Consider the following 25,743-nt stretch of genomic DNA (forward strand, 5'->3'; position numbering starts at 1 on the left):
ATAACGGGGTAAAGTTAAATAATATTTTTATGCTTTCGTATAAGCCCATTTGAGATAAACAGCTCCCCAAGTGAAACCGCCACCAAAAGCTGCTAATATTAAGTTGTCTCCTTTTTTTAATTGGTTCTCCCATTCCCATAAACAAAGTGGAATGGTACCACTGGTTGTATTCCCGTATTTATGGATATTGACCATAACCTTATCATCAGAAAGACCAGCACGTTCCGCAGTAGCATCAATTATCCGTTTATTCGCTTGATGCGGCACAAGCCAATCCACATCTTCTGATGTCAGGTTATTTCTTTCCATCACCTCGACAGCTACTTCGGCCATGTTGGTAACGGCGAATTTAAATACTGTACGTCCTTCTTGATAGGCATAATGAAGACCAGCTTCTACAGTTTGATGAGTGGCCGGATTTAGCGACCCGCCCCCTTTTATGTTCAAGTAAGGGCCTCCAGAACCATCTGTTTTCAAAACGGCATCAATAATCCCATTGCCTTCTTCGTTTGGTTCTAGTAACACGCATCCACAGCCGTCACCGAATAAGATGCAGGTATTACGGTCTTCGTAATTAACCACGGACGACATCTTGTCTGCACCAACAACGAGAACTTTTTTGTGTTTGCCCGATTCTATAAATTGCACTGCCGTCGTTAAACCGAATAAAAAACCGGAACAAGCTGCTTGCAGGTCGTATCCCCAAGCTTTCTTTGCACCAATCTTATCCGCCAAAATGTTGGCCGTCGCAGGAAACAGCATATCCGGCGTACTGGTACAAAAAATAATCAATTCAATTTCGTCGGCAGAAATGCCTCGTTTTTCCAATAACCCTTTAACGGCAGGAACGGCTAAGTCCGATGTGGCCTTACCTTCTCCTTTAAGAATTCTCCTCTCTTTGATTCCTGTCCGTGTCACAATCCACTCATCGTTGGTGTCAACCATTGTTTCCAACTCTTGGTTAGTTAGGACATAGTCAGGAACATACCCGTTTACAGCAGTAATTGCAGCATGTATTTTTGACATATATAATTAATTGAAAGCAGACCTGATTTTATCGATGATTTTTGACTCAATCATGTCTCTTGATAGTAAAACCATGTTTTTGATAGCTTCCGGAGTCGAGATGCCATGCCCTATGATAACTGGTGCATTTACACCCAAAATAGGACTGCCACCATAACGCTCGTAATTGAATCTATCAAAAAAATCGTCCTTAAGCCCCTTTTTTAACGTGACGACATAAAAAGATTCGGCAAGTTTCAAGACCACATTACCCGTAAACCCGTCGCATACATATACGTCAGCAGCGTCCGTGAAAAGATCTCGACCTTCGGTATTACCAATAAAATTTATCTTTTTGTTTTCTTTGAGTAGGGGATAGGTTGATATTGTTAAATTGTTTCCTTTTTCTTCTTCTTCGCCGATATTTAGTAAGCCGACTTTCGGATTTTCTAAGCCATAAATATATTCCATATATAAGCTTCCCAACGTTGCAAATTGCGATAGCATCTCAGGCTTACAGTCTGCGTTTGCACCTACATCCAACAAAATGCCGTAACCGCTTTTAATTTTGGGAACATTCGTTGCGATCGCTGGACGAAGAACACCGGGAATTGCCTTTACACTAAATACGGCTCCGACAAGCATAGCTCCTGTATTACCGGCAGACGCAAAAGAGTTGAGTTCGCCGTTCTTTAACAATTCAAATCCTTTAGCAATACTGGAATTAGGCTTTTGGGTAATAGCCTTGGTAGGATGCTCATGCATGCTTATGTTTTCGGGCGCATGTATGTAATCAAATCTGTCGGGATCTGCCCCAGCTTGCTTTAACCGTTCGATGGTATCGGGCTGATCGCCGATAAGGACAAGACGTTGTCCCTCCTGTAGTACTTTTTGGGCTTCAATAGCCCCATTTATTGTGGAGTCGGGGGCATAATCCCCGCCTAAAACGTCTAAACCAATCTTCATTCGTTATTATTTTATCATCAATAATACGCAAAAACATCCCAAATTAAAGTATAAAAATTAAATTTTACACCTATTTGGGATGTTTCATTTCGTTGAATGACGTCGTTAGACAGCAGCGGTGTTTTCAATAATCAATTTTCCGTTGTAATACAGATTACCATCTACTGTGTATGCACGGTGAGGTGTATGTACTGCACCTGTTTCTTTGCATACAGTTAACGTAGGTCTTTCAGCCTTATAATGTGTTCTTCTTTTGTCCCTTCTTGATTTAGAAGTCTTACGTTTTGGATGTGCCATCTCGTATCTTTGTTTTAGTTATTTTTAATTTTCTTTAATATATCCCAACGTGGGTCTGTTTTTTCTTCTGTTTCCGTGTCCGTATCCAAGTCCGGTGAATCACTCAGTTTCGCTAGCATTTCCGGATCGCAACTTGCATTTTTGCCCTGTTCCGAACACTTACTGTAATAAGGAACACGAACGTTAATGTATTCGTAGAGCAATCCAGCGATATCCAATTCGTAATCTGTCTTGGACAATACCATCACTTCCTCTGTTTCTTGATTCCAGTCGTCATCAGTAAACTTGACAAGTACTCTTTCATGGAAGTCTTGTGGCGCATCAAATTCAACTAAACATACATCACATGTCAATCGGATCGTGCCATATACATGGAAATTAACAATCAGCATGTTTTCCTGCTTCTGTAACTCCACATCAGCTTTAAGCTGACCTTTCTTTACAAGCGAGTGTTCATAACAATCAAAGAACTTATCACCGACTTCAAACTCGAAATTGTGCTTTCCAGTAGTTAATCCTGAAAACGGGATCCTGTAATATTTTAGATGTTTCACAATCTGCATTCGAGCGTGCAAAATTAATTATTATTTCAGTAAAAAGGAAACTTTTTGCAAAATTATTGCTCATCGTCCCCATAGTAATATTTGCCTAGTTCTATTTTTTCCCGACCGTTAGCCATTCGCCAACGATTGGTGTCGCGCAGCGAGTAGGCGCAACCGCAGTATTCCTGCATGTAGAATTTTTCGCGTTTGCTGATTTCAAGCATGCGTGCCGAACCGCCTTTCTTCCGCCAATTGAGTGTCCAGTATTCCATATCGGTGTGGCGGGAAGCCGCCCGTAGACCGCAATCATTGATTTGTTCCATGTTTTTCCAGCGGGAAATGCCTAATGAACTTGATATTACGTCAAACCCATGTTCTGCTGCATATTCGGCCGTTTTTTCAAACCGCATATCGAAGCACATCGTACAGCGGATACCACGTTCGGGTTCATTTTCCATACCTTTTGCTAACTCAAACCAATGGTCTACATCGTAGTCGGCATCGACAAAAGGAATGCCGTGCTTTTCTGCAAAACGGATGTTTTCTTCTTTCCGTAAATCATATTCTTTGCGCGGATGGATATTAGGGTTATAAAAATAAATCGTGAAGTCAATATCTGAATCAATCAATGCCTCCATAACCTCACCTGAACAGGGAGCACAGCACGAGTGCAACAGTAATTTCTTACCGTCATTTGGAAGATTTAGCTTCTCTCGTTTAAATTCCTTGTTGTCCATGATACTACCGCGTTTTAAAATATGATGCAATTTTACGGAAAACTGCTAGATTTTACAAAAGTTAGCTAACGGTTGTCGCAGGTTTACCGATATACACGTTTATTTTTTACTTTTGTAACACATGATCGATAATCTCTATGTCTAAAATCTCACCCATATATTATGTGTTCGCCACGCTGGCGGTTGTCCTTGGATTTTATGCCTGTGAACGGAATGATGCAGAGCCGAATTTGGAGATGAGGAAGTTTACCCGCTTATATGTTTCATTTGAGGAGTATACACCTGGTAAAAACCCGCCGGATACCAACATCAGAATCATTTATCCGGCTGATTCCTCTGTTTTTGCGTTCAATGGTCGACATGTATCGCAGGTGTGGGGAGGGGGGGCAATCTATTATGAATCGCAGCTGAATACGATATTTCAAGCCAGTGTCAACCGCGCTGGTACGAATGACACCTCTATTGCTGTGCTCAGTATGGGGTCATCCGGCTCGCTGACCAATGCGGGATGGCCGAAAAGCCGCTATTACAATAATGTGCGCGGCATGGCCTATCATTCGCGGACAAATTCTCTTTTTATTGTGAACGGCGGTGGACCGGATGCCGGTGTGTACATGATGGAAGGGCCACGGTATGCAACTAGAGAAAAGCAGCCTGTTAAGAAGTTAAGAAATAATAGTTTAACCATGTGGGGGGCGGCGTATCAAAACGAAAAGCTTTTTACGACCAAGACAACTGCAACAGTGGGATCACCGGCGGGGATCTATGTTTTTGAAGGCATTGCTAATACACCAGTAAGAGAGGTCGATTCCATAGGTACGCTGACACCGACTCGTACATTGGAGATTGAAGATGCTACCAACCTGCGTGGGTTATTCTACGATACGGTTAAAAATGTGATGGCGGTGGCACAAATTGGGGATGGGACGGCAGGAAGTGGCCGCATTCTTATTTTTGAGAACTTTTCCAGTATGGTAGGTGGCGACAAGATTACCCCAACCCGTGTGATCACCGGCGTCAAGACGGGCTTGAAATCGCCTGTCGATGTAGTTATCGATACCCGGGAGACGGGTATCTATTTATATGTTGCCGACCGCGCTGAGAAAAAGATATCTCGTTTCCGCTATACCGATGACGGTGATGTGGAGCCCGACAAGGTTATTGATACATCCACGTTTAAAGACGGGAGCACGCCGGTTAGTATTACATTGGACACTCGGGAAAGTGAACTGTAGTGATTTGTAGATATTTAAATTGTTGTACCCTATATACTTGTTATGTCTAAAACCACCATTATATATTATGTGTTCGGCATGTTCGCTCTTGTCCTCGGGTTCTATGCCTGTGAAGATGATAGTGTGGGGCCGGAATTTGAAATTAGGCAGATTTCACGTCTTTATGTCTCCTTTGAAGAATACGGTACAACCGATGAACGAGCAGATACAACAATCCGCGTTATTTATCCTGCTGACTCTTCCGTTTTTGCCTTTAGTGAAAGCCACGTATCCCAGGTAGAAGGCGGAGGTCCTATTTATTTTAATCCGTACGTAAAAACCATTTTTCAGGCCAGTGTAAATAGTGAAGCAAGTGGGGGAGTTGATACCGTCATTTCAACTGTTGGGGTGTCACAGACCGGATTACTGAATAATTCCGGAAATGGACTTAGAAGTAGATACTACAATAACGTAAAAGGTTTTGTATACCACGCTGCTACGCGATCTCTTCTGGTCGTTAACGGTGCCGGCCCTCAGGCAGGGATATACGTAGTAGACAACCCTGGAAGTGCTGGAAATCAAAAGCAGCCCTATAAAAAACTAATAAATCAAGATTTAGACATGTGGGGGGCTACCTATAAAAGCGACAGGTTTTTTACCTCCAAAATAAATGCGCCGGCAGGTATTCATATGTTCCAAAATTTGACGACGATGTCGGTAAGAGCGAGCGATTCTGTTGCTACGCTTAATCCTGTCCGTACGTTACGGATTGAAGATGCGACGACCAATCTGCGTGGATTGTTCTATGATACCGTTAAAAATGTCATGGCGATTGCCGAAATGGGTGATGGGACAACGGTGGGAAGCGGCCGAATTCTCCTATTTGATAACTTTTCGAGTCTGATAAGCGGCAGCTCGGATGTCATCCGGCCGTCACGCGTGATTACGGGTGCTAATACGGGGTTAATCTCACCTGTTGATGTGGTCATTGATACGCGGGCAAGCGGTGTGTATCTATATGTAGCGGATCGAGCGGCAAAGAAGGTATCGCGATTCAGATATACAGACGACGGTAATGTTGAACCAGACCAGGTGATCGAAACGTCCGGATTGCGATTTGGTGTGACACCTGTGGGGCTAACGTTAGATGCCCGTGATGACTCTAATCGGCCGCAGGTTCAATAAGATTCATTAATAACTGAACCTCTTCACGTTTTTCGATATTATCCACATATTCATACGCTGCAATGAGATTGCGCAAAATACGTTTAATAATTTCTAAGTTATTGCATGGTTTAATATATTCATCTGTTGGTGGTAAGTTTAATTGTTGGAGAAAGGCTACAATATCCACCTCCCGCATGATCTGTCCCCGGTTAAACACATTGATGTAAAAGAGAACCTCGTCGGGCTTTTCCTCGTTCATATAGGCGAGTACAAAATGTTTCGGTAGATTAACGCCATAAATCGGAATGTCCAATCGCTGGGCAACGATGCTGTAAATACAGGCAAGCGAAATAGGATTTCCCTTTTTGGATTCCAGTACTTTGTTGATGAAAGAGTTTTGAGGGGCATGGAAGTCGGATGTGTTTCCCGATAAGCCAAATTCACGAAACAGGATATTGTTCAGTAGCTTCACTTTTTCGATCGGGCTCATATCATACATCAAATGATACCAAGCATTGCGACGGAGTTCGGCGAGTTTCCCATATACTTCTTCCTCGCCTAGATTGGGATATTGATAACGGTTGATGATAAGGAGTCCTTCCAGCAGATCCTCTTCGTTACTTAGTTTCCACAGCTGCAAGTCGTTCTTGACCTGGTTGAACTGTATTTTATGGATAATCTGTTCCACCCGCTCCTGTAACAGCAAATCAAAAGACTGTTCCCAAGATTCCTCCAACAAGGGGATCACCTCTGGACCACACGTAATCAGCTTATCTTCCAAAGTCTGATAAATTTCCGCATCTGGATCATCCAAGAGCGAAATCAATGCTTTTAACTCCTGCTCATTCATCCATACTAATATACGGGTTTTATGTTCTTTTTTTCCTCAAAAAAGAACCAAAAAAGTCGTCGCGTCGGATCTTTGGCATAAGGGGTAGTACTAAGGATGAGTTTCTACAGTCGCCAAAGTTCCGGAGGCGACATTATAAGTTAAGGATGGGATGGTGCAAATGCGTAAATGGACGCGATTAGTATTTAATGGCGGTTAACTGGGGTGAAACGGCATAGCATTGTTCCGCGGGCAGCTTTACGTAGACTATTCCGGTAAAAACAGAAAGATGTCCGAGAGAAGCGAGTTTCTTTCTGTTTAGGAATAGACAAGTAAAGGTAGCGGAACCATGCAAGCCTTGACTTTTTTGTTTCTTTTTTTGTTAAGAAAAAAAGAAAAATCAACGCACTTGCCCATCAAGCAAATCAATAACCCGTTTTCCGTACTCCGCATTTTTTTCGGAATGTGTGACCTGTATAATAGTCATACCCTCGTCGTTGAGTTGTTTGAATAGTTCCATAATTTCCTCGCCCTGTTTGGAATTGAGATTACCCGTTGGTTCATCTGCCAACAATAATTTAGGCGAAGCAGCCAATGCCCGGGCAATACCTACGATCTGTTGCTGCCCGCCGGATAACTGCGCCGGAAATAAATCTTTCTTCCCCACAATACCAAAACGATCCAGCATATCGCCAACAATAGCTTTTCTTTCCTTACCGGATAGGTTCTTATAAATTAATGGTGTTTCAATATTTTCATATACCGTTAGCTCGTCTATCAGATGATAAGACTGGAAAACATAACCCATGTGCGATTGGAATAGCGCTGTTCGCTTCTTGGGTTTTAGAGCCAATACATCCTCGCCCATAAAATAATAATGCCCCTCGTTCGGCTCATCGAGTAAACCGATAACATTCAGAAGCGTAGACTTTCCCGAGCCCGATGGTCCCATAATGGAAATAAAATCGCCCTGTTCGATTTCCAAATTGATATCCTTTAGTACAAATGAGCGCGTCCCACCTATATTATACCACTTAAAAATATGTTCTAGTCTTATCATCTTTGTCGTTTATTCATTATTGTTATTCATTTCTTAAACTATTCACTGGATTCGTGCGAGCTGCTCGAATGGCTTGTGTACTCACCGTGAGCAGTGCGATGAGAATGGAAATTATGCCGGTTAACGCAAATATCCACCAAGATACCTCTATTCGGTAGGTGAAGTCCTCCAACCACTTGCTCATGCCCCACCACGCAATAGGAACAGCAATCAAAAGGGCAATGAGAACCAATTTTATAAAATCCGTGCAAAGCATAATGACTATTCCTATCACAGACGAACCTAGTACCTTCCGGACACCGATTTCCTTGCTACGCTGTTCTGCCATAAATGCGGCGAGCCCAAATAACCCTAGACAAGCAATACCAGTTGCCAACACAGCAAACGCTAAACTTAACCTACTCATACGACGCTCCGCCCTATACATAGCATCAAATGCTTCGTCCATAAATCGATAGGAGAAAGCGTATCCGGGCGCTAATGTATTCCAGGAGTTCTCTATCCGAGTAAGTAGAGCCGGAAGGTCAGCAGCTTCAATTTTGAAAGCCGCTTCTACAGGATGATTACCTAAAAAGAAGCCGAGTGGGGTTACGGGATCGCGGAGCGAATCAAAGTTAAAATCCTTGACCACACCAATAACGTCGAACGATCTCATGTTACTGCCTAATTGAAAATGTATTTTCTTGCCGATAGCCTCTTTTTCCGAACCAAAATCAAAGTGATTTACAGCAGTCTGATTCAAGATGACGGCGGTCGAATCTGCTATACGGGCGGAAGAAAAGTTACGACCAGCTGTCAATTCTAGTTCAAACGTTGGTAAATATTGCTCATCGACGTGCCAGGTCTGCATGGATACCGAATTGTGGGCAGACATCACCGTTTCTTTTGAGTAAGGATTATCGTTTCTACTGGAGCTGGATACTGGTAGATAACCACTCACCGTACCCATCTTAATGCCGGGTATACTTAAAACCTCGTCACGAAAAGTCTTCGCTTGATTGCCTAAAGCGTGGTAATCGCTTATCAGCAGGATGTTTTCCCGTTCATAGCCGAGTTTTTTATGTTGAATGTACTGCAGCTGGGTCGTGATAATGAATGTGCCAACAATCAACGTGATGGATATGGCAAATTGAAAAACCACCAAACTGCTTCGGAAGAAACTTTTCCCCGAAGCAATGACGGAACGCGATTTTATAACTTGTAGCGGGCTAAATGCAGACAGATAAGCAGCCGGATAATAACCCGCTACCAATCCGACGAAGAGTGTCAGAAATCCAATCAATGGCAATGACCGGACGTTTATTAAATCATATGCCTTGAATGCTTTACCCGATAACTCGTTAAACAGCGGCAGCGCCAATAGGACAATGCCTATCGCTACCATGACGCCTCCAAAAGATAGTAGGAGTGATTCTGTCAAAAATTGACCGGCGACACCACCTCTCGATGAACCTAATAGTTTGTGCACGCCGACGTCCTTCGCCCGGCTTGCTGATCGTGCCGTCGATAAGTTTACAAAATTGACACAAGCGATGAGTAATATAAACAATGAGATGGCACCGAAAATATAAACATACTGTAAACTGCCATTGGGCTGAAGTTCGCCCATTAAATTGGAACGTAAATGAATATCCTTGATCGGTGTAACATCGTAATAGAATACGTTCCCCTGTGTTCTAAATTCCTCCATACTCGCAATATCCATGAACTGTTTGGCTGCGGGAAGGCAATGCTTGTGCACATATTCCTCCAGATGGTTTTCCAACAGTGATCGGTCTGTTGCATTTCTCAGCAGTATATAAGTCGTGAAGTTATGGGAAAGCAGCGAGCCCCAGCTTTCATACGATGCATTTTCCATAGCGAACAGGAAATCGTAGTTGAAATGGCCGTTTCGCGGCATATCATCGATTACTGCTGTGATCTGATAAATCGTGTTGCCGGCATCATTGGTCTCTAATGTTTTGCCTACCACATCCGTTGTGTTGAAGTAGCGTTCGGCCGCCGAGCGGGTTAATACAACGGTATTCGGTGCCGTAAGTGCCCGACGAAGATCGCCGTGAAGTGCTTGGTAGGTGAAAAGATCGAAAAAAGAGGAGTCGGTATGCGCCACGCGAACCTCTTTAATCCAACGATCGCCGTTTTTTATAAGCTTAGCACCGGCAGAGGTATATAATCGGACGAAGTCTTCCACGTCTGTATATTCGTCGCGAAGTATCGGTCCCATCATATCGCTTGTTCGGGCCATGTCCAGCTTGCTTTCGCCCATATGGATATGCGCATTCAGACGAACGATACGTTCCGCTTTGGTATGAAAACGGTCATAACTGAGCTCGTCAAATACATAAGTAGCAATAAACATAAATCCAGCAAGCCCGAATGAAAGTCCAATAATATTGAGCATCGAGAACATTCGGTTCTTTGCCAGATTACGGAAAGCAATTTTAAAATAATTTTTGATCATCTTTGATTCTCCATGTCTGTGCTTTATCAAAACAATTGCTGAACCATAAAATCAATATATTGATTTTCAAAAGTTTATGGTGATGGTCAGCTGTTCGATATCGGACAGTGTTGTTCGATGTCGGACAGCTAGAAAAGACGATTATATGTTCAATATCCGCCTGTATTCTTGTGCTAGCCGATTCAAACCCTCTTCTAATAGCGTTCGCGGGCAGGCAATATTGATGCGGACGAAATGGTCTCCCGCTTGGCCGTATTTTATTCCCGCCTGGAGCCATAGGTGTTCCTGCTCAAGCAGCCTATCCGTGATCTCGGATGAAGGTAGGCCCAAGGCAGCACAGTCAAGCCAAACCAAATAGGTTGACTGTAGCGGAATGACACAGAGTTGGGGAAGGTGTGTTCGGCAGAAGTCCCTTAGATATTGATAGTTTTCATATACATATTCTTTTAAACTCGCTAGCCAGTTTTCTCCCTTTTCATAAGCCACGATAAGGCTGTCGATGGCAAATATGTTTAACATCGTCATTTCCCATTTCGTTAATACATTCTTTACCATCTTACGGAAAGATTCATTTTCGGTAAAGAAATAAGCGACTTGTAAGCCCGCTAAGTTAAACGTTTTGGTAGGGGAGGAGAACGTCATGGAGTTTCTGGCGTAAGCTTCTCCTAAAGAAGCAAACGGGATATGTTTGAAATCTTCATATACCAAATCCGAATGGATTTCGTCTGAAAGCACGACTACATGATGGCGAATGCATATTTCACCAAGTTTTAAAAGCTCCTCATGAGTCCATACGCGGCCCACAGGATTATGGGGGTTACAAAATAAAAGCAACTTTACAGCCGGATCGGCAGCTTTTTGTTCGAGATCTTCAAAATCAATTTTGTAATTTCCGTTTTCGTAGAGCAGGTCGTTCTCTACGAGTTCACAGTGGCTTTGTTTAACGGTTATAAAGAAGTGATTGTATACCGGAGGCTGTACGATGATTTTGTCTCCTTTAGAAGTTAATGCTTCCACGGCTGCGGCGAGCGCCGGCATGACTCCCAGTGTGGCCACGATCGATTCATTTTCCAACTGCAACCCATGTCTTTTCTTCCACCAACTCGTAATTGCATCATAAAAAGCGGCAGGTGTTTCGGAGTAGCCAAACACGCCGTGCGAAGCACGGTCTACTAAGGCTTGAGTTACTTCAGGAGCCGTCTTAAAGTCCATGTCGGCAATCCACATCGGTAGTACGTCAGGTTTAAACCATTTCACACTACCCGTGTTTGTTCTGTCGATGATTTCGTCAAAGTTATATTTCATAGTAATACCCTTTTCGTTGTTGTTATACAAACTTAAAGAAAAGGAAGGTTTTTCTTCTTCATTTTTGCACTATCCCTACCTAACACATCTCTTATCTCAAATATCCGAAGCCACGAGGTTTTGGTTCTTTTTACGGGAAAAAGAACAACAAACTATTCTATGATCAAATTAATCCCTGCCATTTCGGCTTTATACCTGATTTTTTCAACTAAACCATAATAGCTCCAGTTCCGCAGCAAGAATTCATCCTCCTTCGCGACTTCTTCTTTGTTGGTTTGGTTTACCAAGAGCAAGGTACCAGCCTGTGATTTTACACAGATGTCGATAAGACGTCGGCTGTAGAGATGTAAGCGACTATCTACGTAGCTGATTTCTTTTTTATTGAATTGTTCGAGGCTTTTTAGTTTTTTCTTTCGTCCTTTTCCACCCTTATTGAATGCCGCCGCTTTTTGGATGCGATGCCGTGCTGATTGGATAGCCATACGTCGGTAAAGGAACTCTTCTTTGTTACCGATTTGAAATTGATCCTTGTTGATCTGCACCGTAATGGGGTGCTCTACCGAGAGAGACGCCTCCGCGATGACGTGTTCCTTGAGCTCGTGGTTTTTCTTGGATTGTTCAAGCGCAAGTAACAAGAATAATTTGCCTTTCACTATTTGTAGCGAGCTGGCACAGATCTTTATCTGACCAACAAGTGCACGTTGCAATAATACGCGTTTGTCTGATCGGTCTTTGCCGAGGTAAGTACGAAATGGAATTTTGAACAATGAGAACGTAAAATCTTTACCTTTTTCGTCATTACTCAATTTGATCTGTTTGCCGGAGAAGGGGATGGGCATGGTCTTTTTGAAGTTACGCAACGACTTTTCTCCTTTCCAATAGGCCGAGCGGTCCGTATTGAAGGTTTTGATGAGCGACATATTGATGTTCGAAAGGATATCGGAAGGTACTTCGCCTTTAAAGTACCGGGATAGGATCTTGTATGTGGTGTTCATACGGGATGTATTCAATATCCCTTCAGGATCTTTATTGTTATCGGCCAGTTTAACTTTGATATCTTCCTTTAAATAGATGAAATCTTTGATGTTTTCCTGTATGTATTGGTGCGTCAATACTAAGTTGGAACCGCGGTACACCAGATCTTGCCAGGTAAACAATTTCTTAAAATAGGCCGCTCGTTTCTCTTTATCGTCGCAGTCGACAAAAACCTGTATTTTTCGGGTTAAGATGATGGTATCTGTAGCCATATGGGTGTGTGTTTATGCTGTCTTTTTGGTTTGCTTTATTTTTGCGTGTGCTTCTATAAAGAGCTTTTTTACAACAGCGGGATTTAAATTCAAGGTTTCTGCTATTTGGTCGAACGAAAATTGTAGATCGTAGCGCATGCGGAATATTTCTTCTTGCTGTTCATTGATCTCTCCCTGTATCACATATTTGGAAGAGCTGTTTAGTTTTTCCATTTTTTCAGCGCTTTGAAAAATCTGGCGTAGTGTTTCGATAGTTTTCTCCACTTGGAGGCTCACCTCGTAATCGGATATGCCACCGAGGTAATATGCGATACGCTCATAATTAAAGCTGTATTTCAGGCAGAGCTGCAGAAAGAGCTGTTGTTCTTTCCTTAGGTGGGGTAGGAGTTTTTCGATCTTTTGTAGTTTCTCCTTCTTTTCTTCTTCTAGCTGTTCGAGGTAGAGGAGATCTTGTTCTTCGTCATCGTCCTCTAGCTCGTAGCCTAATAAGAATTCTTGATAATCTTCGATACCGTCAAGCCGTAGGAGGCTGCGGTGGAACCGATTTCTGGTTTTGTTATAGAAAGCATTGATGGCGGCTTTCACCTGTGTTTTCAGAAACTGAAAAAGCTCTTCTTCGGATTGTAAATTTTCCCGAAACAGCCATAGCCGAAGGAATGCTTCCTGCGCGATGCTTTCTGCGGCACATTCATCTTGTGTTGCTTTTTCGGTGCGGAAAGCGAGATAGCCGTAATATCTTTTGTAAAAGAAATCCAGCCCTTTCTCTTGGCCATTTTGTAATAAAGCCAGATGTATGGCTGTGCTGTTTAATTTGTTTGGTTTATGCATCGTTCTGTTGTTGATTAGTAATCTATCTTAATGACAGCTTTCCGCAGTCCCGGTGGTCTTTGCTAGTCGTTTTCAGACGGGACTGCGTAGGCTGTTTTTATGTGTTCGGTGCGTATTGGTGTTTTTCTATTCGGGACTGTCTTATGTTGTTGTGTATGTCTCTTTACATGTGCGTGGCAAGACTTATTCTTGAGCAGCGATTACGTTCTGTTGTGTATACTTTTTTAAAGTGTGGTCAGTAACACCGGTGATGGCGAGCGGCCAGTGGTAGGAGCTGTTGTGTATACCTTTCAAAATGTGGTCAGTAACACCTCGATTACTATGTAGAATATGGTAAAGCTGGTTGTGTATACCTTTCAAAATGTGGTCAGTAACACCCCTGGTGAAATTTTAACGAATCAGTATTACTAGTTGTGTATATCTTTCATAATATCGTGAGTAACATCGACTAGGCGCTTAACCACTACGCGAACAGGTTGTGTATGCCTTTCAAAATATGATTAGTGACTCACGCCGACCTCTTGCAGAATATTGAGATACAAGGAGTGCATAGTTCCACAAAGACTGACAATTGCGCGTACCTTCGATAATTTCTAGTATATGCATATTTTAGCTGTTACAAGTCACGAAAAGAAAAGGCATTTAGTGAGTGGAAAATTGCCCTCACCTCACGGCGCCACAAGGAGCCTCTTTATTGTTTAATAGTTACGCGATACGCCTAGCTTGTATGTTATTCGCTTCATGCTCGGAAGTTTGTCTTTATAGTTTCCTGGACCCTAACTCCTAATCCCTAGACAGCCGTTCAAAATGTGGTTATTAACACCCTTTTTGGCTTTCTTTGGTTACTCACGCCAGTTGTGTATACCTTTCAAAATGTGATCTATAACACCTAGTAAAAATTTTGAAAAGTGATTGCGGACGTTGTGTATACCTTTCAAAATGTGATCTATAACACCATTGACCAATTCAAACGTTTGTTCTTATATGTTGTGTATACCTTTCAAATCTGGTCAGTAACACCATATTTTTAGAACATAGTAAAAGATTTGTAGTTGTGCATACCTTTCAAAATGTGGTCAGTAACACCCTTCTGAACGACAGGGGGCTGTACCGAACGGTTGTGCATACCTTTCAAAATGTGGTCAGTAACACCTAGAATGCGAGGAGACGGTTTCATAATTATGTTGTGTATATCTTTCAAAATGTGGTCAGTAACACCGTTCGACAGCCGTACACAGAGCAAGCAGGGGTTGTGTACACCTTTCAAAGTGTGGTCGTAGTGAGCTTAAAAGAACCGTCGCGGAGAGCGAAGGTATTTGCAAAATCAAAATAACAACCGATCTGATTGGGACTCACTGCATGTCACCTTGTTTTAAAAAGTATTTAGTGAGTGGCGAATTGCCCTCACCTTACGGCGCCACAAGGAGCCTCGTTGTTGTTTAATAGCTATGCGATATGCCTAGCTTATATGTTATTCGCTTTATGCTCGAAAGTTTGTCTTTATAGCTTCCTGATCCCTAACTCTGAACAGCCTTCCAAAATGCGATTTGTAAGATTTACGGCCTCGCACTCTGAACCCTAGGGGAGCGTTGTGTATACCTTTCATATTGTGATCTGTAACAGCTATAAATGGTTATAATATGACATCAGGAACGTTGTGTATACCTTTCATATAGTGATCTGTAACAGCGGGTGCGAATCAGAAAATAACGACCGACTAGTTGGGCATATCCCTCATATTGCGATCAGCAATACAAAAGATTAGTAATATCTTTAGACGTGGATGCTGCACATACCTTTAAGATATTGCATCAAATAGCAATCTAATAATAAACACCAATACGTCAAAGAACAAAGCGATTCCCGGTATAGCTATTGCCATAATAAAAAGGCAAACCAATACCACGTCACCTTATGTGACACGAATCGAAATAAATATATTGTGGAATCCTATATGTTTCTAATTGGTTTTCTACTTATGCACATACGCTTTGCATGCATATAGGGCAAAAAATGCTGAAACCGGCTGTTGCTTATTAAACCGGAGACTTGATAATATTTCTGTAACTAAACTTGGTTGTCATACAATAAAGTTAGTTGGATCATGTTCAAATATACAACAGTTTTTGTTTTTAAGCAAATAAAATATGAATATTTTTATAATTATTGTTTGCGCAAATGTCTTGTTATTTATTATTTGCTATTGTCAATAAAGATTTTGATTTGGATAAAAGTAGTCTCCAACTTACGTTGGACACATGTCAGCAGAGCTATTCGATAATACGGGTATATTGCCTTACTCATACTCCGCTAATGCTTCGTCTATAATAGGAGGTGCATGGGTAATGTTGGAGAAATCGGTCTACCTTGTTACTGTGCTATACTCGGACTCAACACGGACTCAATACGGAGAGAACACGGATTTACCTGCTCTGATTATCGAAGCGTAAGTGAATCATCTGTGAGTAGTTGCCGTTGTACAGGCGCATCGTCTTCGACAGTTGTCAAATACAAAAACGGATTAATAATCTTTTTGTTATAACAGCATTACTCATCCCTTAAACTATCCACTGGATTAGCACGTGCAGCTTGTATGGTTTTGAAGCTAATGGTGAGCAGTGCTGTGACAATAGTCGCTAAGCCAGCCAACGCCAACATCCACCATTGCAAATCGATATGATAGGCGAAATTCTGGAGCCAACCTTTCATTATCCACCAGGAGAGTGGGGCAGCCAGCACGAAAGCCAGCATCACCAATTTTACGAAGTCTTTTGAAAGCAACAATACAATACTCGAAACTGAAGAGCCCAATACCTTACGGATTCCAATTTCTTTTATCCGTTTATTTATAGTCAGTAATGCCAATGCAAAAAGACCCAAGCAAGATATGGCAATCGCAATAAGCGCCGCGCTGATAACGATACGGGAGAAGCGTTGTTCGTTTCGGTAAAGGTTTTGCGTATTCTCATCCAGATAAGAGGGAGATACATTTGCTTTGGGCTTTATCTTTTTCCAGCTTCGTTCTACCTGTTGAATGGTTGCAGCAAGGTTATCCGTGTTTACCCGCACAAAAATATAGGCTATGGAAAATATATTGGGGTTCATAGAGAGTGTTAAGGGGTTAACTTTATTTCGGAGATCTTGAAAGTTGAAATCATCAACGACGCCTATTACCTGCGGGTTTCCATCTATCTCGATATTTTTTCCCAAGGAATTTGCTACGCCACCTAATTGTTCAGCCATCTGCTTATTGATTAATACGGCAGCTGTATCTGTTGAAAAAGCACGGTCGAAGTCCCGCCCTGCTATTAGTTTGATACCTAGCGTTTTCAAATAATCGTAATCAACACGCATAAAATTGGTATAGATCTGCCTTCCTTCGTAGTCAAAACCAAACCGGCTTGTTACGACATTCCCATCGCGTCCACGACCAATATTGATGTCTGATGCGCTTACGCCACTTACCCACGGCTGCGCTGCTAATTCGATACGCATCTGTGAGAGTGCGCGTTCTGCATCTATACCGTTGCCGATAGGAATACTAATAACTTCCGATTTATTGAAACCTAGCGGACGGTTACTTAGAAAATTTAATTGAGAACTCACTACGATAGTGGCCACGATCAGCACGATGGCAATGGAAAACTGTAAGATGCTTAGGCCATTACGCATTAGTCCGCTTTTGATGCCGGCGGTACCCTTCAATGTCTGTATAATGTTTATGCGCGCGATGCGCCAGGCCGGATACCCGCCTGCAATAAGTGTAACCACGCAAAAAACCGGTAAAAAGACGGAAAGATTGGTTGACGTAAACAATTGTAGTATCGTCAGTTGGTAATTCATGTGGGCATTGTATTCTTTGAGAATTACCCACGCGAAACCTAAGCCGATAGCCAAGGCTATAAGACAGAGTAAAAAGGATTCTGTCCACAACTGGCTAACGAGTTGCCATGTCGAACCGCCTAATGTTTTGCGGGTACCGATTTCTTTGTTACGTGCGAGCGAATTCGCTAAAGAAAGGTTGATAAAGTTAGAACAGGCGATAAATAGTATAAGCCCTGCAATAAGAAGTAGTATCCATGGAAACAATGGTGAGCTACCATTGCCCAGCCCTAGGTTATTGAGATGATAACGATCCAGTGGCAACAAATGTAACGAGATATAATCTCCGTTTTTATCCGCCAGGCCACCGTCTCGCTTCAACATATCATTACTATTCTTGTAGTGTAGTTGCATAAAAGGACGGGCAGCGGCGGTAAAAGCATCGTCATCTATTTTAGAGGAGGTTAATTTAACGAATACGGCATGATCTTCGTGTTCCCAGTCGTTAATTTGGGCTATATAGTTCGGTTTTTGTTCGAACCGCAACAAGGTATTGAACGTAAGGCTAGAGTTAGACGGAGGTGTCTCTACCACTGCAGAGACTGTTTTGGATTCCCACTCACCGTTGACGTATACCTCTACATCTTTCCCGATCACATCGGTATTGTTGAACAGATTGTTTGCCATAACCTCATCAAGCACGATGTTATCCAAACTTTCTAAAGCTTGCTGGTCGCCGGCTAGCATCTGAAAACTGAAGATGGATAGAAAGTCTGCATCGACAAATTTGTTATTGGCCTCAAATAGCTTGTCGCCCTGACGCAAGATAATGCCTGCATTATAATAACGGCTAATCCGCTCTATATCGGGCAGCGCTGTTTTTAGCATCGGAGCGAACGGGGTAGATACTGTCGAACTATACCGCAGACCATTTTCGGGTTGTGTTTTAAAATAAACTAGACCGATCCGCTCCTTTCCTTCATGAAAATCATCGAACGAAAGCTCGAACATGGCTGTGAGGTAGAGCAAGGTAGCCGTAGAGATGGCAAGAGACAACCCAAAAATATGGATTCCGTTTAAGAGTTTGCTTTTTCTGATATTCCGCCAAGCGATTTTTATATAATTTCGTATCATCTTTTTAATCTTAATGATGCATCGTCATATTATTTTACTCATCCCGCAAACTATCCACTGGATTAGCACGCGCGGCTTTGATGGCTTGCGTACTGACGGTAAACAGTGCGATAGCAATAGCTGCTGCTCCTGCGGCGACAAACACCCACCATGAAATAGCTATTCGGTACGAAAAATCTTCCAACCATTTATTCATCACCCACCAAGCAATAGGCGATGCCAGCAGGATTGCCAAAATCATTAGTTTTACAAAATCTTTGGAGAGCATGCCGCTTATTCCCCAAACAGATGCACCGAGTACTTTTCGGATACCGATTTCTTTCGTACGTGTTTCAGCGATGTACGAAGCAAGCCCAAATAATCCTAAACAAGAAATCGCAATAGCCAACATGGAAAATATAAACGACAACGATGCCATTTGTCGCTGATCATGAAACTTTTTGGCGTATTCCTCATCCACGAAACTGTAACTAAATGGATAAGCGGGATTGAATTTCTTGATAATGGTTTCCATAGTTTGTAAATTCTTTTGCATGGAATAACGCTCGCTTGTACGTATAACCATATTCAACATCCAATTTTTTGAAGGAAAGATTGCCATGGGGGCGATATCCTCATAAGGAGAGTCATTGATATAGTTTTTGAATACACCTACAATGGTATAGGTGTTACCACCACGTTTGAAATACTTTCCTACGGGGTTTTCCAATCCCATGGTCTTGATGGCCGCTTCATTTAATAAAACAGAAGCACTATCGGCCGGCAGCCTGGCGTAATCCAGATCGCGGCCGTCGACAAGGGTCAAACCTACCGTTTTAATAAAATCGCTTTCTGCACGTCCCAATACAAAGCTGGTATTTTGCGTTTGTTCGGGTGTCGCCCCTTCCCATGAGAAATTTCCATTGGATACCGATGCATTTTTTGTAATAGACCATCCGGTGCGTGTTACGTCCTTCACGGCTCCACTGTTCAACAATTCCGCTTTGATAGCTTCGTAGTTTTTGTTCATATCACCTTCTACCGGTATTTCGATGAGTTGTGACGGATTATAGCCGGCGTTTCTTTCGCTTGCGTAGTTGATCTGCATGCGGACAATCAATGTGGCGATGATAAGCACGATAGCGATACCGAATTGCAAGACGACCAATACTTCCCGTAGACTGAAACTATTTTTATTTTTCTTCGTCAAGCCTTTAATGGTTTTAACAGGTTGGAAAGCCGAGAGTACAAATGCTGGATAGATTCCTGCCAACAAGCCGGTGCACAGCATAAAGATAAACATACCACCAAAAATCAACGGAGTGACCATATCAAAGGATAGCGGTTTATCTAATACCTGGTTGAATAGCGGCAACGCAATGCAGGATAATCCGATCGCAGTTATACCGGCGATCACCGAAAGTAGGACAGATTCCGTTAGGAACTGACTGATCAGATTGCTTTTTCGGGCGCCAACAACCTTGCGTACGCCGACTTCTTTAGCTCTTTTTTGGCTTCTTGCTGTGCTGAGATTAATAAAATTGATACAGGCAATACAGAGAATAAGTAAACCTATCCCCGCGACTAAACGAACTTGCTCAATCTTTCCACCCACAGGCACGCCGTTTTCAAAGCGGGAATACAGATGCATCTTGGATATGGGGTAGAGAAATACCGAATTGAATTTTAAATCGGAAGCATTGTTGCGAACGATAGGTTCTATTTTCTTATTAAAAGAGTTGATATCTGTGCCGGGGCGTAGCCCTATATAGGTATAATAGGTGTTTGTATTCCAATTCGTGCCGTATGCCTTATCTTGCAATGGAACCAAATAACTGAAATCAAAATCGGTATAGCTGGGTAGATCCGCCAGAACGGCCGCAACCCTGTAAGACTCGTCATTATCCAGAATTACCGTTTTCTCCAGCGGATCTTCATCTTCAAATAAGCTCTTTGCAAGTTGCACCGTTAACACAATATTTTTTTGCCCTGCTAGTGCATGTCTAATATCGCCGCTGGCAACCGGAAAATCAAAAATTTGCAAAAAGTCTGCATCTACTTCATTTCCTCGTGTTTTGAGACTTTTTTCGCCATAAGTTAGCAGGCTGTTAGACGACCAGTACATACGTGCGGCATATTCTACCTCTGGATATATTTCTTTTATTGTATTGGCAGCAGCCCCCGCAGTAATGTCATGAACATTGGTTTGTCCGTCTTTGCTATAATGATTCCATAGTTTATAAATATCTTTTTTGTTGTTATAGAAGTTATCATACAGAAACTGGTTCTGCACCCATAAGGCGATCAGCAACACGGCTGCCATACCGATAGCCAGTCCGATGATGTTAATGGCGGAAAACCCTTTGTTCTTCAATAGGTTGCGCCAAGCGATTTTTATATGGTTCTTGATCATTTTAGTCACGCATATTCGATATGTATTTATGGATGCAATCGGTTTGCCATTGTTTTAATTTGTTGTAAATGATTGGTTTGTGTTTTTATTTACTGTCCGTTTTTGGACAGTCACTGTCCGCGATCGAACAGGAGATTGCTGCGGCCCTGCAGCGTTTTATATATTTACTTCCTATTTAGTATAAAAAGCCGAATAGCCAAAGGGGAATTTTCTGATCGATACCTATCTCAAGGTTATCTGCGGCAATGAAAGCATTTTCAACTCCTGCGATTTGCTTTCGACTTTTGCCTTTGCCCCCGACTTCGATCGTCACCTTGCGATCCACCAAAAAATCACCAGCAGAAGGTAGTGAAACTTCATGCTTGGCATTGCGGAGTTGGTTGAGCAGAAACGACTCTCTGCGGCTACCTTGATTGGCTTCGGATGAAGCGATAGCACGGTGGAGATTTGGGTTTTCCAAATACACCTTTTCGGGTTTTTGTAAGGTGCTTATACTGGCACCTGCGGGATTTAACATATTAATCAGCCGTGCTTTTTCCAGATAGTGGAGGTATTGGGTCACCGTTTGACGGCTGATGCCTATCTTATCGCTTAATTTGCTGATGTTGGGTTTGAAAGGAACGTTCTCGGCCAAGATGGCAAGTAATTGCATCACTTTATTAGTGTTGTTGATATCAAAACCATCAACAAAGCGTAGTTCGGTCTCGACAATCAGTCGGATAACCTGCTCGATACGTAAAAAATAGGTGCGAAGATTTTCCTTAAAAAATGGATAATAACCATGGTCGAGATAAGCCTCAAAATGTGGTATCGGTTTGAAGTCTTTGCTTAATTTTAAAGCGATTTGCGTGTGATGACTTAACACATCCGGTAAACCTATCGCTTCCGCTGAATAAATATCTGCAAAACGTAAATATTCCCGAAAGGAAAGCCCAGCCAGCTCATAGAATACTGCCCGTCGGCTAAGGTCGGCTTCTTGTTGGTAAATGTCAATGACAGAAGAGCCCGTGAATACAATGTAAAGATCCTTATAGGTATCATAGATGTTCTTGATTTCCCTTGCCCAACCGCTGTATTTATGTACCTCGTCTACGAATAATATTTTACCCCCTCGTACTCTAAAGGTCTCTGCTAGCTCAATAAGGCTATTGCTTGCGAAATAGATGTCGTCCAAAGAAATGTATAGCGCGGCGTCATCGCTTTGGAAGTGCAACCTCATACGTTGAAGTAAAAGTGTGGTTTTCCCCGTTCCCCTTGCGCCTAGTATCCCAATCAGTCGGTCGGACCAATCAATTTGGTAGTAAAGATGGCGGATGTGTACGGTTTCAACCTCTTCGCGAAGGAAAATCGATTTAATTTTAATTCTTTCCATTTTGCAAACTCTTGTTTGCAAAAATAGATATAAAATGTTAACTATACTTATCAAAAAACATAAATATTGGTTAGCTTAGTCTTGTTTTACGTGCTTATCGACTTTTTTCCAGTATTCTCTAATCCCTGTCTTTTTTAGTTTATCTTTCATTTTGTATAGATAAACATGTTAAATGTATATGTTAACATGCTTTATGTTTTGATTTTTTATTGTTTTTATGTTCTTTTGTATAGATAAGCTATACAAACGTAAATTTATATTTTATGAAAAAAAAGAATAATGAACCGAAAGTGAAGATTTATTCACGTAAGTGCAGTCCTCTTGATATCGCAGCTTATTATCGTATGTTGTTGCATAGAATTTCTCAGAATTTATCAGCAAAAGAAATATCCTTTTTGATGGGAAAGCGCTTAGATTTTATGGATAAAATGGAGCGATTTAAGTTAATCAAGTGGCGTGTTGTCGATTTTTTTATGGCAAAAATTGCATTTGGAATAGAAAATGTGAGTTTTCTGTTTCCCCAGGTGAAAATTGATATCGATAAGTCGTTCCTTTATCAAGTTTCTATCAAGATTTTTGAGGATTGGGTGGTCTACGATATGAAAAGATGGGATTCGGAGGTAAGTATGTTTATCGACGAATTCCAGCTGATAGACAAAAGGCACGACATAGACCTATATAAAGAATCTACGGAGTCAGAACAGCAGGAAATGAGAGAATGGTTAGAAAAGTTGATCGACGAATCATACTTTGCAGAAAATAGAAACCCATATGAAATTTATGAAAAGTGTTGTGCCGACCTAGATCAATATATAGAACCTAAAAATCTTTTAACAGTACTACACGAGAAGGTACATGCAGTAGATTATCCCATAATTAAGAGAATAGAACATAAGCACGGGGCATACTATATAGGGATATAGCTGCTGTTGTTAACGCCATACTCAATGCCGTTATTCATCTCTTAAACTATCCACCGGATTGGATTTTATCGCGTTTAATATAATGCCACCAGTAATGAAAAATAAGAGCAGAATCAGCCCTATTAGCGGAAATATAAACACGCCCATGGTCAATTCTATTCGTGAGGCATAGTTTGCCAGCCATTTATTCATGAGGGCGGAAACCAAGGGACAACCGACCAGCACAGCTAGGAAGAACGTTATGTAAAATTCTTTGCTGAATAGCATGACGATTTGTCGGAAAGAAGCGCCTAACACCTTTCGGATACCGACTTCTTTTAAGCGTAGATTAATCGCTAAGGCAGTTAACCCGATCAGACCCAAAGCGATGATGACGATAGAGATAACAGTAGCCAGCTGCGATGCACGCTGTAACTGTAGTTCGATTGTATACATATTCTTGATCGTGTCATCCATAAATCGAAATTCAAAAGGGGCGTCGGGCATAAGCTGTTTCCATTTTTTTTCAATCGTGGTCATCGCATCAAGCGTGGAACCTGCTTTAAGCCGGATGGATAAAAATCGATACTGATTATTATTGTTGATGGAGAACCAGATCACCGGAGGTGATGCGCTATGCATAGAATTGGCATAAAAATCGTCTGTTACACCGGTAATAGTTCCTGTAAATCGATTGTTAAATAAGCTAACTTGTTGTCCGATGGCTTCTTCTGGCGTATGGTATCCTAGGGCTTTTGCCGTTTTATTGTTGATGACCAGTTTCGAATTATCCATCGTAGTCTCTTCTGGGGAACAAAAAAACTGACCGGCCAATAGCGGAATGCTGTAAGTATCTGAAAAGTACGGATCGGATGCGATCATCAACGCGTCCACCTCGTCTTCACTTCCTACTTTTTGTACCTGTTGTATACCGTCAGCAAATGATCCCGGCACGCCATACGAAAGACTGATATTGTTGACATAAGGCAAAGCGCGTAATTGTTCGCGTACCAACTCCATCTTATGCAAGCCTGCTTCTGACCAATCGCGTGGCGCTTGCACGGTAATGAGATAGTCTTTGTCATAACCTAAATCGCCTTTCATGAAGATCTCGACTTGCCGGGAAATGACAACGGCAGCAATCAGAACAACGATAGTAACCGTGAACTGCGTGAATAACAATATGCGGCGGATAAGATGCTTTTGCTGTATGTTAGCGAGCTGATTCTTCAGAGATTCCAATAGGCGATTTTGGGACAATTTAAAGGCCGGATACAGACCGGAGAGCACACCTAAAAATAATACCGCAAATATAAAATAGATGAAGAAGAATACTGGAAGTTTTAAGATACTCGGTAATGTGGTCAGCATGATCGACTCAAACAAGGGTGCAAACACTGGATATAACCCCAAGGCGACTAAACCGGCAATCCATACCAACATGGTGTATTCCGTCGTCAATTGCAGTATCAGCTGGATATTACTGCTTCCCATCATTTTTCGAACGCCGATTTCCTTTAGGCGTGTGAAGCTTTGACTCACCGTAAAATTGATAAAGTTGACTACAGCCATGAGGAGAAGAAAGGCAGCAATAAGTACCAATACGTTCGTTAGTTTTCTTACAGCACCTTTATTATCATCCAGATAGTAAGAAGAAAGTGGTTTGAGTTGCGGAATAAGGTTGGCAGCAACTTGCTCGTCGGCGTGTTGCTTTAATAAATTTTGTATTGGAATAGCTAATTGTTCCGGTTGCACGTTTTCCTGTAGCTCGATAAAACCGGCAATCCATAGATTATTCCAGTTGTCGACGTTTCTGCCAAAATACTGTTCGCTCGCAATGGGTAGGAATATGGAGCTGCTCAAGGCGGCATTCAGTTCCATAACGGAATTTTGTGCAGTTGGCTTCAGCACGCCCGTTACAGCGAAATCATGTTTTTCACCTGCGAAATTGCGAATAGTCAGACTTTCTCCTAGAACTTCTTTTTTGCCAAAATACTTCATCGCTGCTGATTCTGTGATGACAACCGAAAATGGAGAGGTAAGCGCTGTACTTGCGTTTCCTTCGAAAAGTTCAAAGCCAAACATATCGAGCAACGTGGAATCTCCTAGAGAAACAGACTCCTCGTAAACAGCTGTTCCATTGGATATGATGCAAGTTAAACCATCGATGCGGTAATAATTTGCGACAAGGTGGGGGTATTCTTCCCGTAATGCTTTCGGGAGGGCACCAACGGTCGTAAGTTCCAAACCAATCCCTGTTTTTTTGTATTCACTTTGCAATACATACTGTCGATCTTGATGACGCAGGGTGCTATTTACTTGATGCGTCTGCCATACGTAGGCGGCGATCAATAATACGAAAGCCATGCTCGATACTAGCCCAACAATATTAATGATGGTATGAAACTTCCTTTTCCAGATATTCCGCCACGCGATTTTCATATGGTTTTTTATCATGATTCT

General features: G+C 42.0%; 20 protein-coding genes. 4 read left to right on the forward strand and 16 right to left on the reverse strand.

Going from position 1 to position 25,743, the window contains the following annotated elements:
- Positions 1-27 precede the first annotated feature (27 nt).
- From G5B43_RS14140 to G5B43_RS14160, 5 genes are all read right to left on the reverse strand, one after another.
- The gene (locus tag G5B43_RS14140) at positions 28-1,026 is read right to left on the reverse strand and encodes a beta-ketoacyl-ACP synthase III (protein ID WP_165295447.1); all 999 of its coding nucleotides are present in this window, start codon (positions 1,024-1,026) and stop codon (positions 28-30) included.
- Positions 1,027-1,032: 6 nt separating this feature from the next.
- Positions 1,033-1,971, reverse strand: a complete 939-nt coding sequence (plsX, locus tag G5B43_RS14145; RefSeq protein WP_165295448.1) for a phosphate acyltransferase PlsX — start codon at positions 1,969-1,971, stop codon at positions 1,033-1,035.
- 105 nt (positions 1,972-2,076) lie between these two features.
- Positions 2,077-2,268 carry a 50S ribosomal protein L32 gene (gene rpmF / locus G5B43_RS14150; RefSeq protein ID WP_071790457.1) on the reverse strand — a complete coding sequence of 64 codons (192 nt, stop codon included), beginning with the start codon at positions 2,266-2,268 and terminating at the stop codon, positions 2,077-2,079.
- A 14-nt stretch (positions 2,269-2,282) separates the two neighbouring features.
- Entirely contained in the window at positions 2,283-2,831 is a 549-nt protein-coding gene (locus G5B43_RS14155) for a YceD family protein (RefSeq protein ID WP_206367364.1), read from the reverse strand.
- Between the two features lie 53 nt (positions 2,832-2,884).
- Positions 2,885-3,547, reverse strand: a complete 663-nt coding sequence (locus G5B43_RS14160) for an epoxyqueuosine reductase QueH (RefSeq protein ID WP_165295449.1) — start codon at positions 3,545-3,547, stop codon at positions 2,885-2,887.
- Between the two features lie 137 nt (positions 3,548-3,684).
- Between G5B43_RS14160 and G5B43_RS14165 the strand changes: the two genes are divergently transcribed.
- Complete coding sequence (locus tag G5B43_RS14165) at positions 3,685-4,782, forward strand: hypothetical protein (RefSeq protein WP_165295450.1); 1,098 nt, start codon at positions 3,685-3,687, stop codon at positions 4,780-4,782.
- 42 nt (positions 4,783-4,824) lie between these two features.
- Complete coding sequence (locus G5B43_RS14170; protein ID WP_165295451.1) at positions 4,825-5,946, forward strand: hypothetical protein; 1,122 nt, start codon at positions 4,825-4,827, stop codon at positions 5,944-5,946.
- Here the strand turns inward: G5B43_RS14170 and G5B43_RS14175 are convergent.
- The 7 genes from G5B43_RS14175 to G5B43_RS14205 all read right to left on the reverse strand — a co-directional run bounded on the left by G5B43_RS14175 (position 5,924) and on the right by G5B43_RS14205 (position 14,018).
- Positions 5,924-6,778 (reverse strand): transglutaminase-like domain-containing protein, encoded by an 855-nt coding sequence (locus tag G5B43_RS14175; RefSeq protein ID WP_165295452.1) that lies wholly within the window; start codon positions 6,776-6,778, stop codon positions 5,924-5,926. The genes G5B43_RS14170 and G5B43_RS14175 overlap by 23 nt on opposite strands.
- 379 nt (positions 6,779-7,157) lie before the next feature.
- On the reverse strand, positions 7,158-7,817 hold the full coding sequence (locus tag G5B43_RS14180; RefSeq protein ID WP_165295453.1) for an ABC transporter ATP-binding protein: 660 nt from the start codon (positions 7,815-7,817) through the stop codon (positions 7,158-7,160).
- A gap of 22 nt (positions 7,818-7,839) precedes the next feature.
- Positions 7,840-10,278 carry an ABC transporter permease gene (locus tag G5B43_RS14185; RefSeq protein WP_165295454.1) on the reverse strand — a complete coding sequence of 813 codons (2,439 nt, stop codon included), beginning with the start codon at positions 10,276-10,278 and terminating at the stop codon, positions 7,840-7,842.
- Positions 10,279-10,419: 141 nt separating this feature from the next.
- Complete coding sequence (locus tag G5B43_RS14190; protein ID WP_165295455.1) at positions 10,420-11,583, reverse strand: MalY/PatB family protein; 1,164 nt, start codon at positions 11,581-11,583, stop codon at positions 10,420-10,422.
- Positions 11,584-11,735: 152 nt separating this feature from the next.
- Positions 11,736-12,830, reverse strand: a complete 1,095-nt coding sequence (locus tag G5B43_RS14195; protein WP_165295456.1) for a hypothetical protein — start codon at positions 12,828-12,830, stop codon at positions 11,736-11,738.
- Between the two features lie 12 nt (positions 12,831-12,842).
- Complete coding sequence (locus tag G5B43_RS14200) at positions 12,843-13,658, reverse strand: RNA polymerase sigma factor (protein WP_165295457.1); 816 nt, start codon at positions 13,656-13,658, stop codon at positions 12,843-12,845.
- Positions 13,659-13,841: 183 nt separating this feature from the next.
- The gene (locus G5B43_RS14205; RefSeq protein WP_165295458.1) at positions 13,842-14,018 is read right to left on the reverse strand and encodes a hypothetical protein; all 177 of its coding nucleotides are present in this window, start codon (positions 14,016-14,018) and stop codon (positions 13,842-13,844) included.
- A gap of 1,898 nt (positions 14,019-15,916) precedes the next feature.
- On the opposite strand from G5B43_RS14205, the gene G5B43_RS14210 reads away from it, so the two are divergent.
- Positions 15,917-16,108: a hypothetical protein gene (locus G5B43_RS14210; protein WP_165295459.1), complete on the forward strand. Its 192-nt coding sequence runs from the start codon at positions 15,917-15,919 to the stop codon at positions 16,106-16,108.
- A gap of 97 nt (positions 16,109-16,205) precedes the next feature.
- Here the strand turns inward: G5B43_RS14210 and G5B43_RS14215 are convergent, their stop codons facing one another.
- The 3 genes from G5B43_RS14215 to G5B43_RS14225 form a co-directional block, all read right to left on the reverse strand.
- Entirely contained in the window at positions 16,206-18,614 is a 2,409-nt protein-coding gene (locus G5B43_RS14215) for an ABC transporter permease (RefSeq protein WP_165295460.1), read from the reverse strand.
- Positions 18,615-18,648: 34 nt separating this feature from the next.
- Positions 18,649-21,006 (reverse strand): ABC transporter permease, encoded by a 2,358-nt coding sequence (locus G5B43_RS14220; protein ID WP_165295461.1) that lies wholly within the window; start codon positions 21,004-21,006, stop codon positions 18,649-18,651.
- Positions 21,007-21,181: 175 nt separating this feature from the next.
- Entirely contained in the window at positions 21,182-22,378 is a 1,197-nt protein-coding gene (locus tag G5B43_RS14225) for an ATP-binding protein (protein WP_165295462.1), read from the reverse strand.
- Positions 22,379-22,641: 263 nt separating this feature from the next.
- On the opposite strand from G5B43_RS14225, the gene G5B43_RS14230 reads away from it, so the two are divergent.
- Positions 22,642-23,301, forward strand: a complete 660-nt coding sequence (locus G5B43_RS14230; RefSeq protein WP_165295463.1) for a hypothetical protein — start codon at positions 22,642-22,644, stop codon at positions 23,299-23,301.
- Positions 23,302-23,331: 30 nt separating this feature from the next.
- Here the strand turns inward: G5B43_RS14230 and G5B43_RS14235 are convergent, their stop codons facing one another.
- Positions 23,332-25,737, reverse strand: coding sequence for an ABC transporter permease (locus G5B43_RS14235; RefSeq protein WP_165295464.1), 2,406 nt, complete (start codon positions 25,735-25,737; stop codon positions 23,332-23,334).
- Positions 25,738-25,743: the final 6 nt, after the last annotated feature.

The organism is Sphingobacterium sp. SGR-19 (assembly GCF_011043555.1).
In the GTDB taxonomy this organism is placed as follows: Bacteria; Bacteroidota; Bacteroidia; order Sphingobacteriales; family Sphingobacteriaceae; genus Sphingobacterium.

Bases quoted from the DNA above. Each gene is read 5' to 3' on its own strand.
- G5B43_RS14215 (WP_165295460.1), bottom strand. From the start codon at position 18,614: ATGATACGAAATTATATAAAAATCGCTTGGCGGAATATCAGAAAAAGC.
- G5B43_RS14235 (WP_165295464.1), bottom strand. From the start codon at position 25,737: ATGATAAAAAACCATATGAAAATCGCGTGGCGGAATATCTGGAAAAGG.
- G5B43_RS14160 (WP_165295449.1), bottom strand. From the start codon at position 3,547: ATGGACAACAAGGAATTTAAACGAGAGAAGCTAAATCTTCCAAATGAC.
- G5B43_RS14195 (WP_165295456.1), bottom strand. From the start codon at position 12,830: ATGGCTACAGATACCATCATCTTAACCCGAAAAATACAGGTTTTTGTC.
- G5B43_RS14165 (WP_165295450.1), top strand. From the start codon at position 3,685: ATGTCTAAAATCTCACCCATATATTATGTGTTCGCCACGCTGGCGGTT.
- plsX (WP_165295448.1), bottom strand. From the start codon at position 1,971: ATGAAGATTGGTTTAGACGTTTTAGGCGGGGATTATGCCCCCGACTCC.
- G5B43_RS14190 (WP_165295455.1), bottom strand. From the start codon at position 11,583: ATGAAATATAACTTTGACGAAATCATCGACAGAACAAACACGGGTAGT.
- G5B43_RS14185 (WP_165295454.1), bottom strand. From the start codon at position 10,278: ATGATCAAAAATTATTTTAAAATTGCTTTCCGTAATCTGGCAAAGAAC.
- G5B43_RS14180 (WP_165295453.1), bottom strand. From the start codon at position 7,817: ATGATAAGACTAGAACATATTTTTAAGTGGTATAATATAGGTGGGACG.
- G5B43_RS14140 (WP_165295447.1), bottom strand. From the start codon at position 1,026: ATGTCAAAAATACATGCTGCAATTACTGCTGTAAACGGGTATGTTCCT.
- G5B43_RS14220 (WP_165295461.1), bottom strand. From the start codon at position 21,006: ATGATCAAGAACCATATAAAAATCGCTTGGCGCAACCTATTGAAGAAC.
- rpmF (WP_071790457.1), bottom strand. From the start codon at position 2,268: ATGGCACATCCAAAACGTAAGACTTCTAAATCAAGAAGGGACAAAAGA.
- G5B43_RS14200 (WP_165295457.1), bottom strand. From the start codon at position 13,658: ATGCATAAACCAAACAAATTAAACAGCACAGCCATACATCTGGCTTTA.
- G5B43_RS14225 (WP_165295462.1), bottom strand. From the start codon at position 22,378: ATGGAAAGAATTAAAATTAAATCGATTTTCCTTCGCGAAGAGGTTGAA.
- G5B43_RS14175 (WP_165295452.1), bottom strand. From the start codon at position 6,778: ATGAATGAGCAGGAGTTAAAAGCATTGATTTCGCTCTTGGATGATCCA.
- G5B43_RS14170 (WP_165295451.1), top strand. From the start codon at position 4,825: ATGTCTAAAACCACCATTATATATTATGTGTTCGGCATGTTCGCTCTT.
- G5B43_RS14230 (WP_165295463.1), top strand. From the start codon at position 22,642: ATGAAAAAAAAGAATAATGAACCGAAAGTGAAGATTTATTCACGTAAG.
- G5B43_RS14210 (WP_165295459.1), top strand. From the start codon at position 15,917: ATGTCAGCAGAGCTATTCGATAATACGGGTATATTGCCTTACTCATAC.
- G5B43_RS14155 (WP_206367364.1), bottom strand. From the start codon at position 2,831: ATGCAGATTGTGAAACATCTAAAATATTACAGGATCCCGTTTTCAGGA.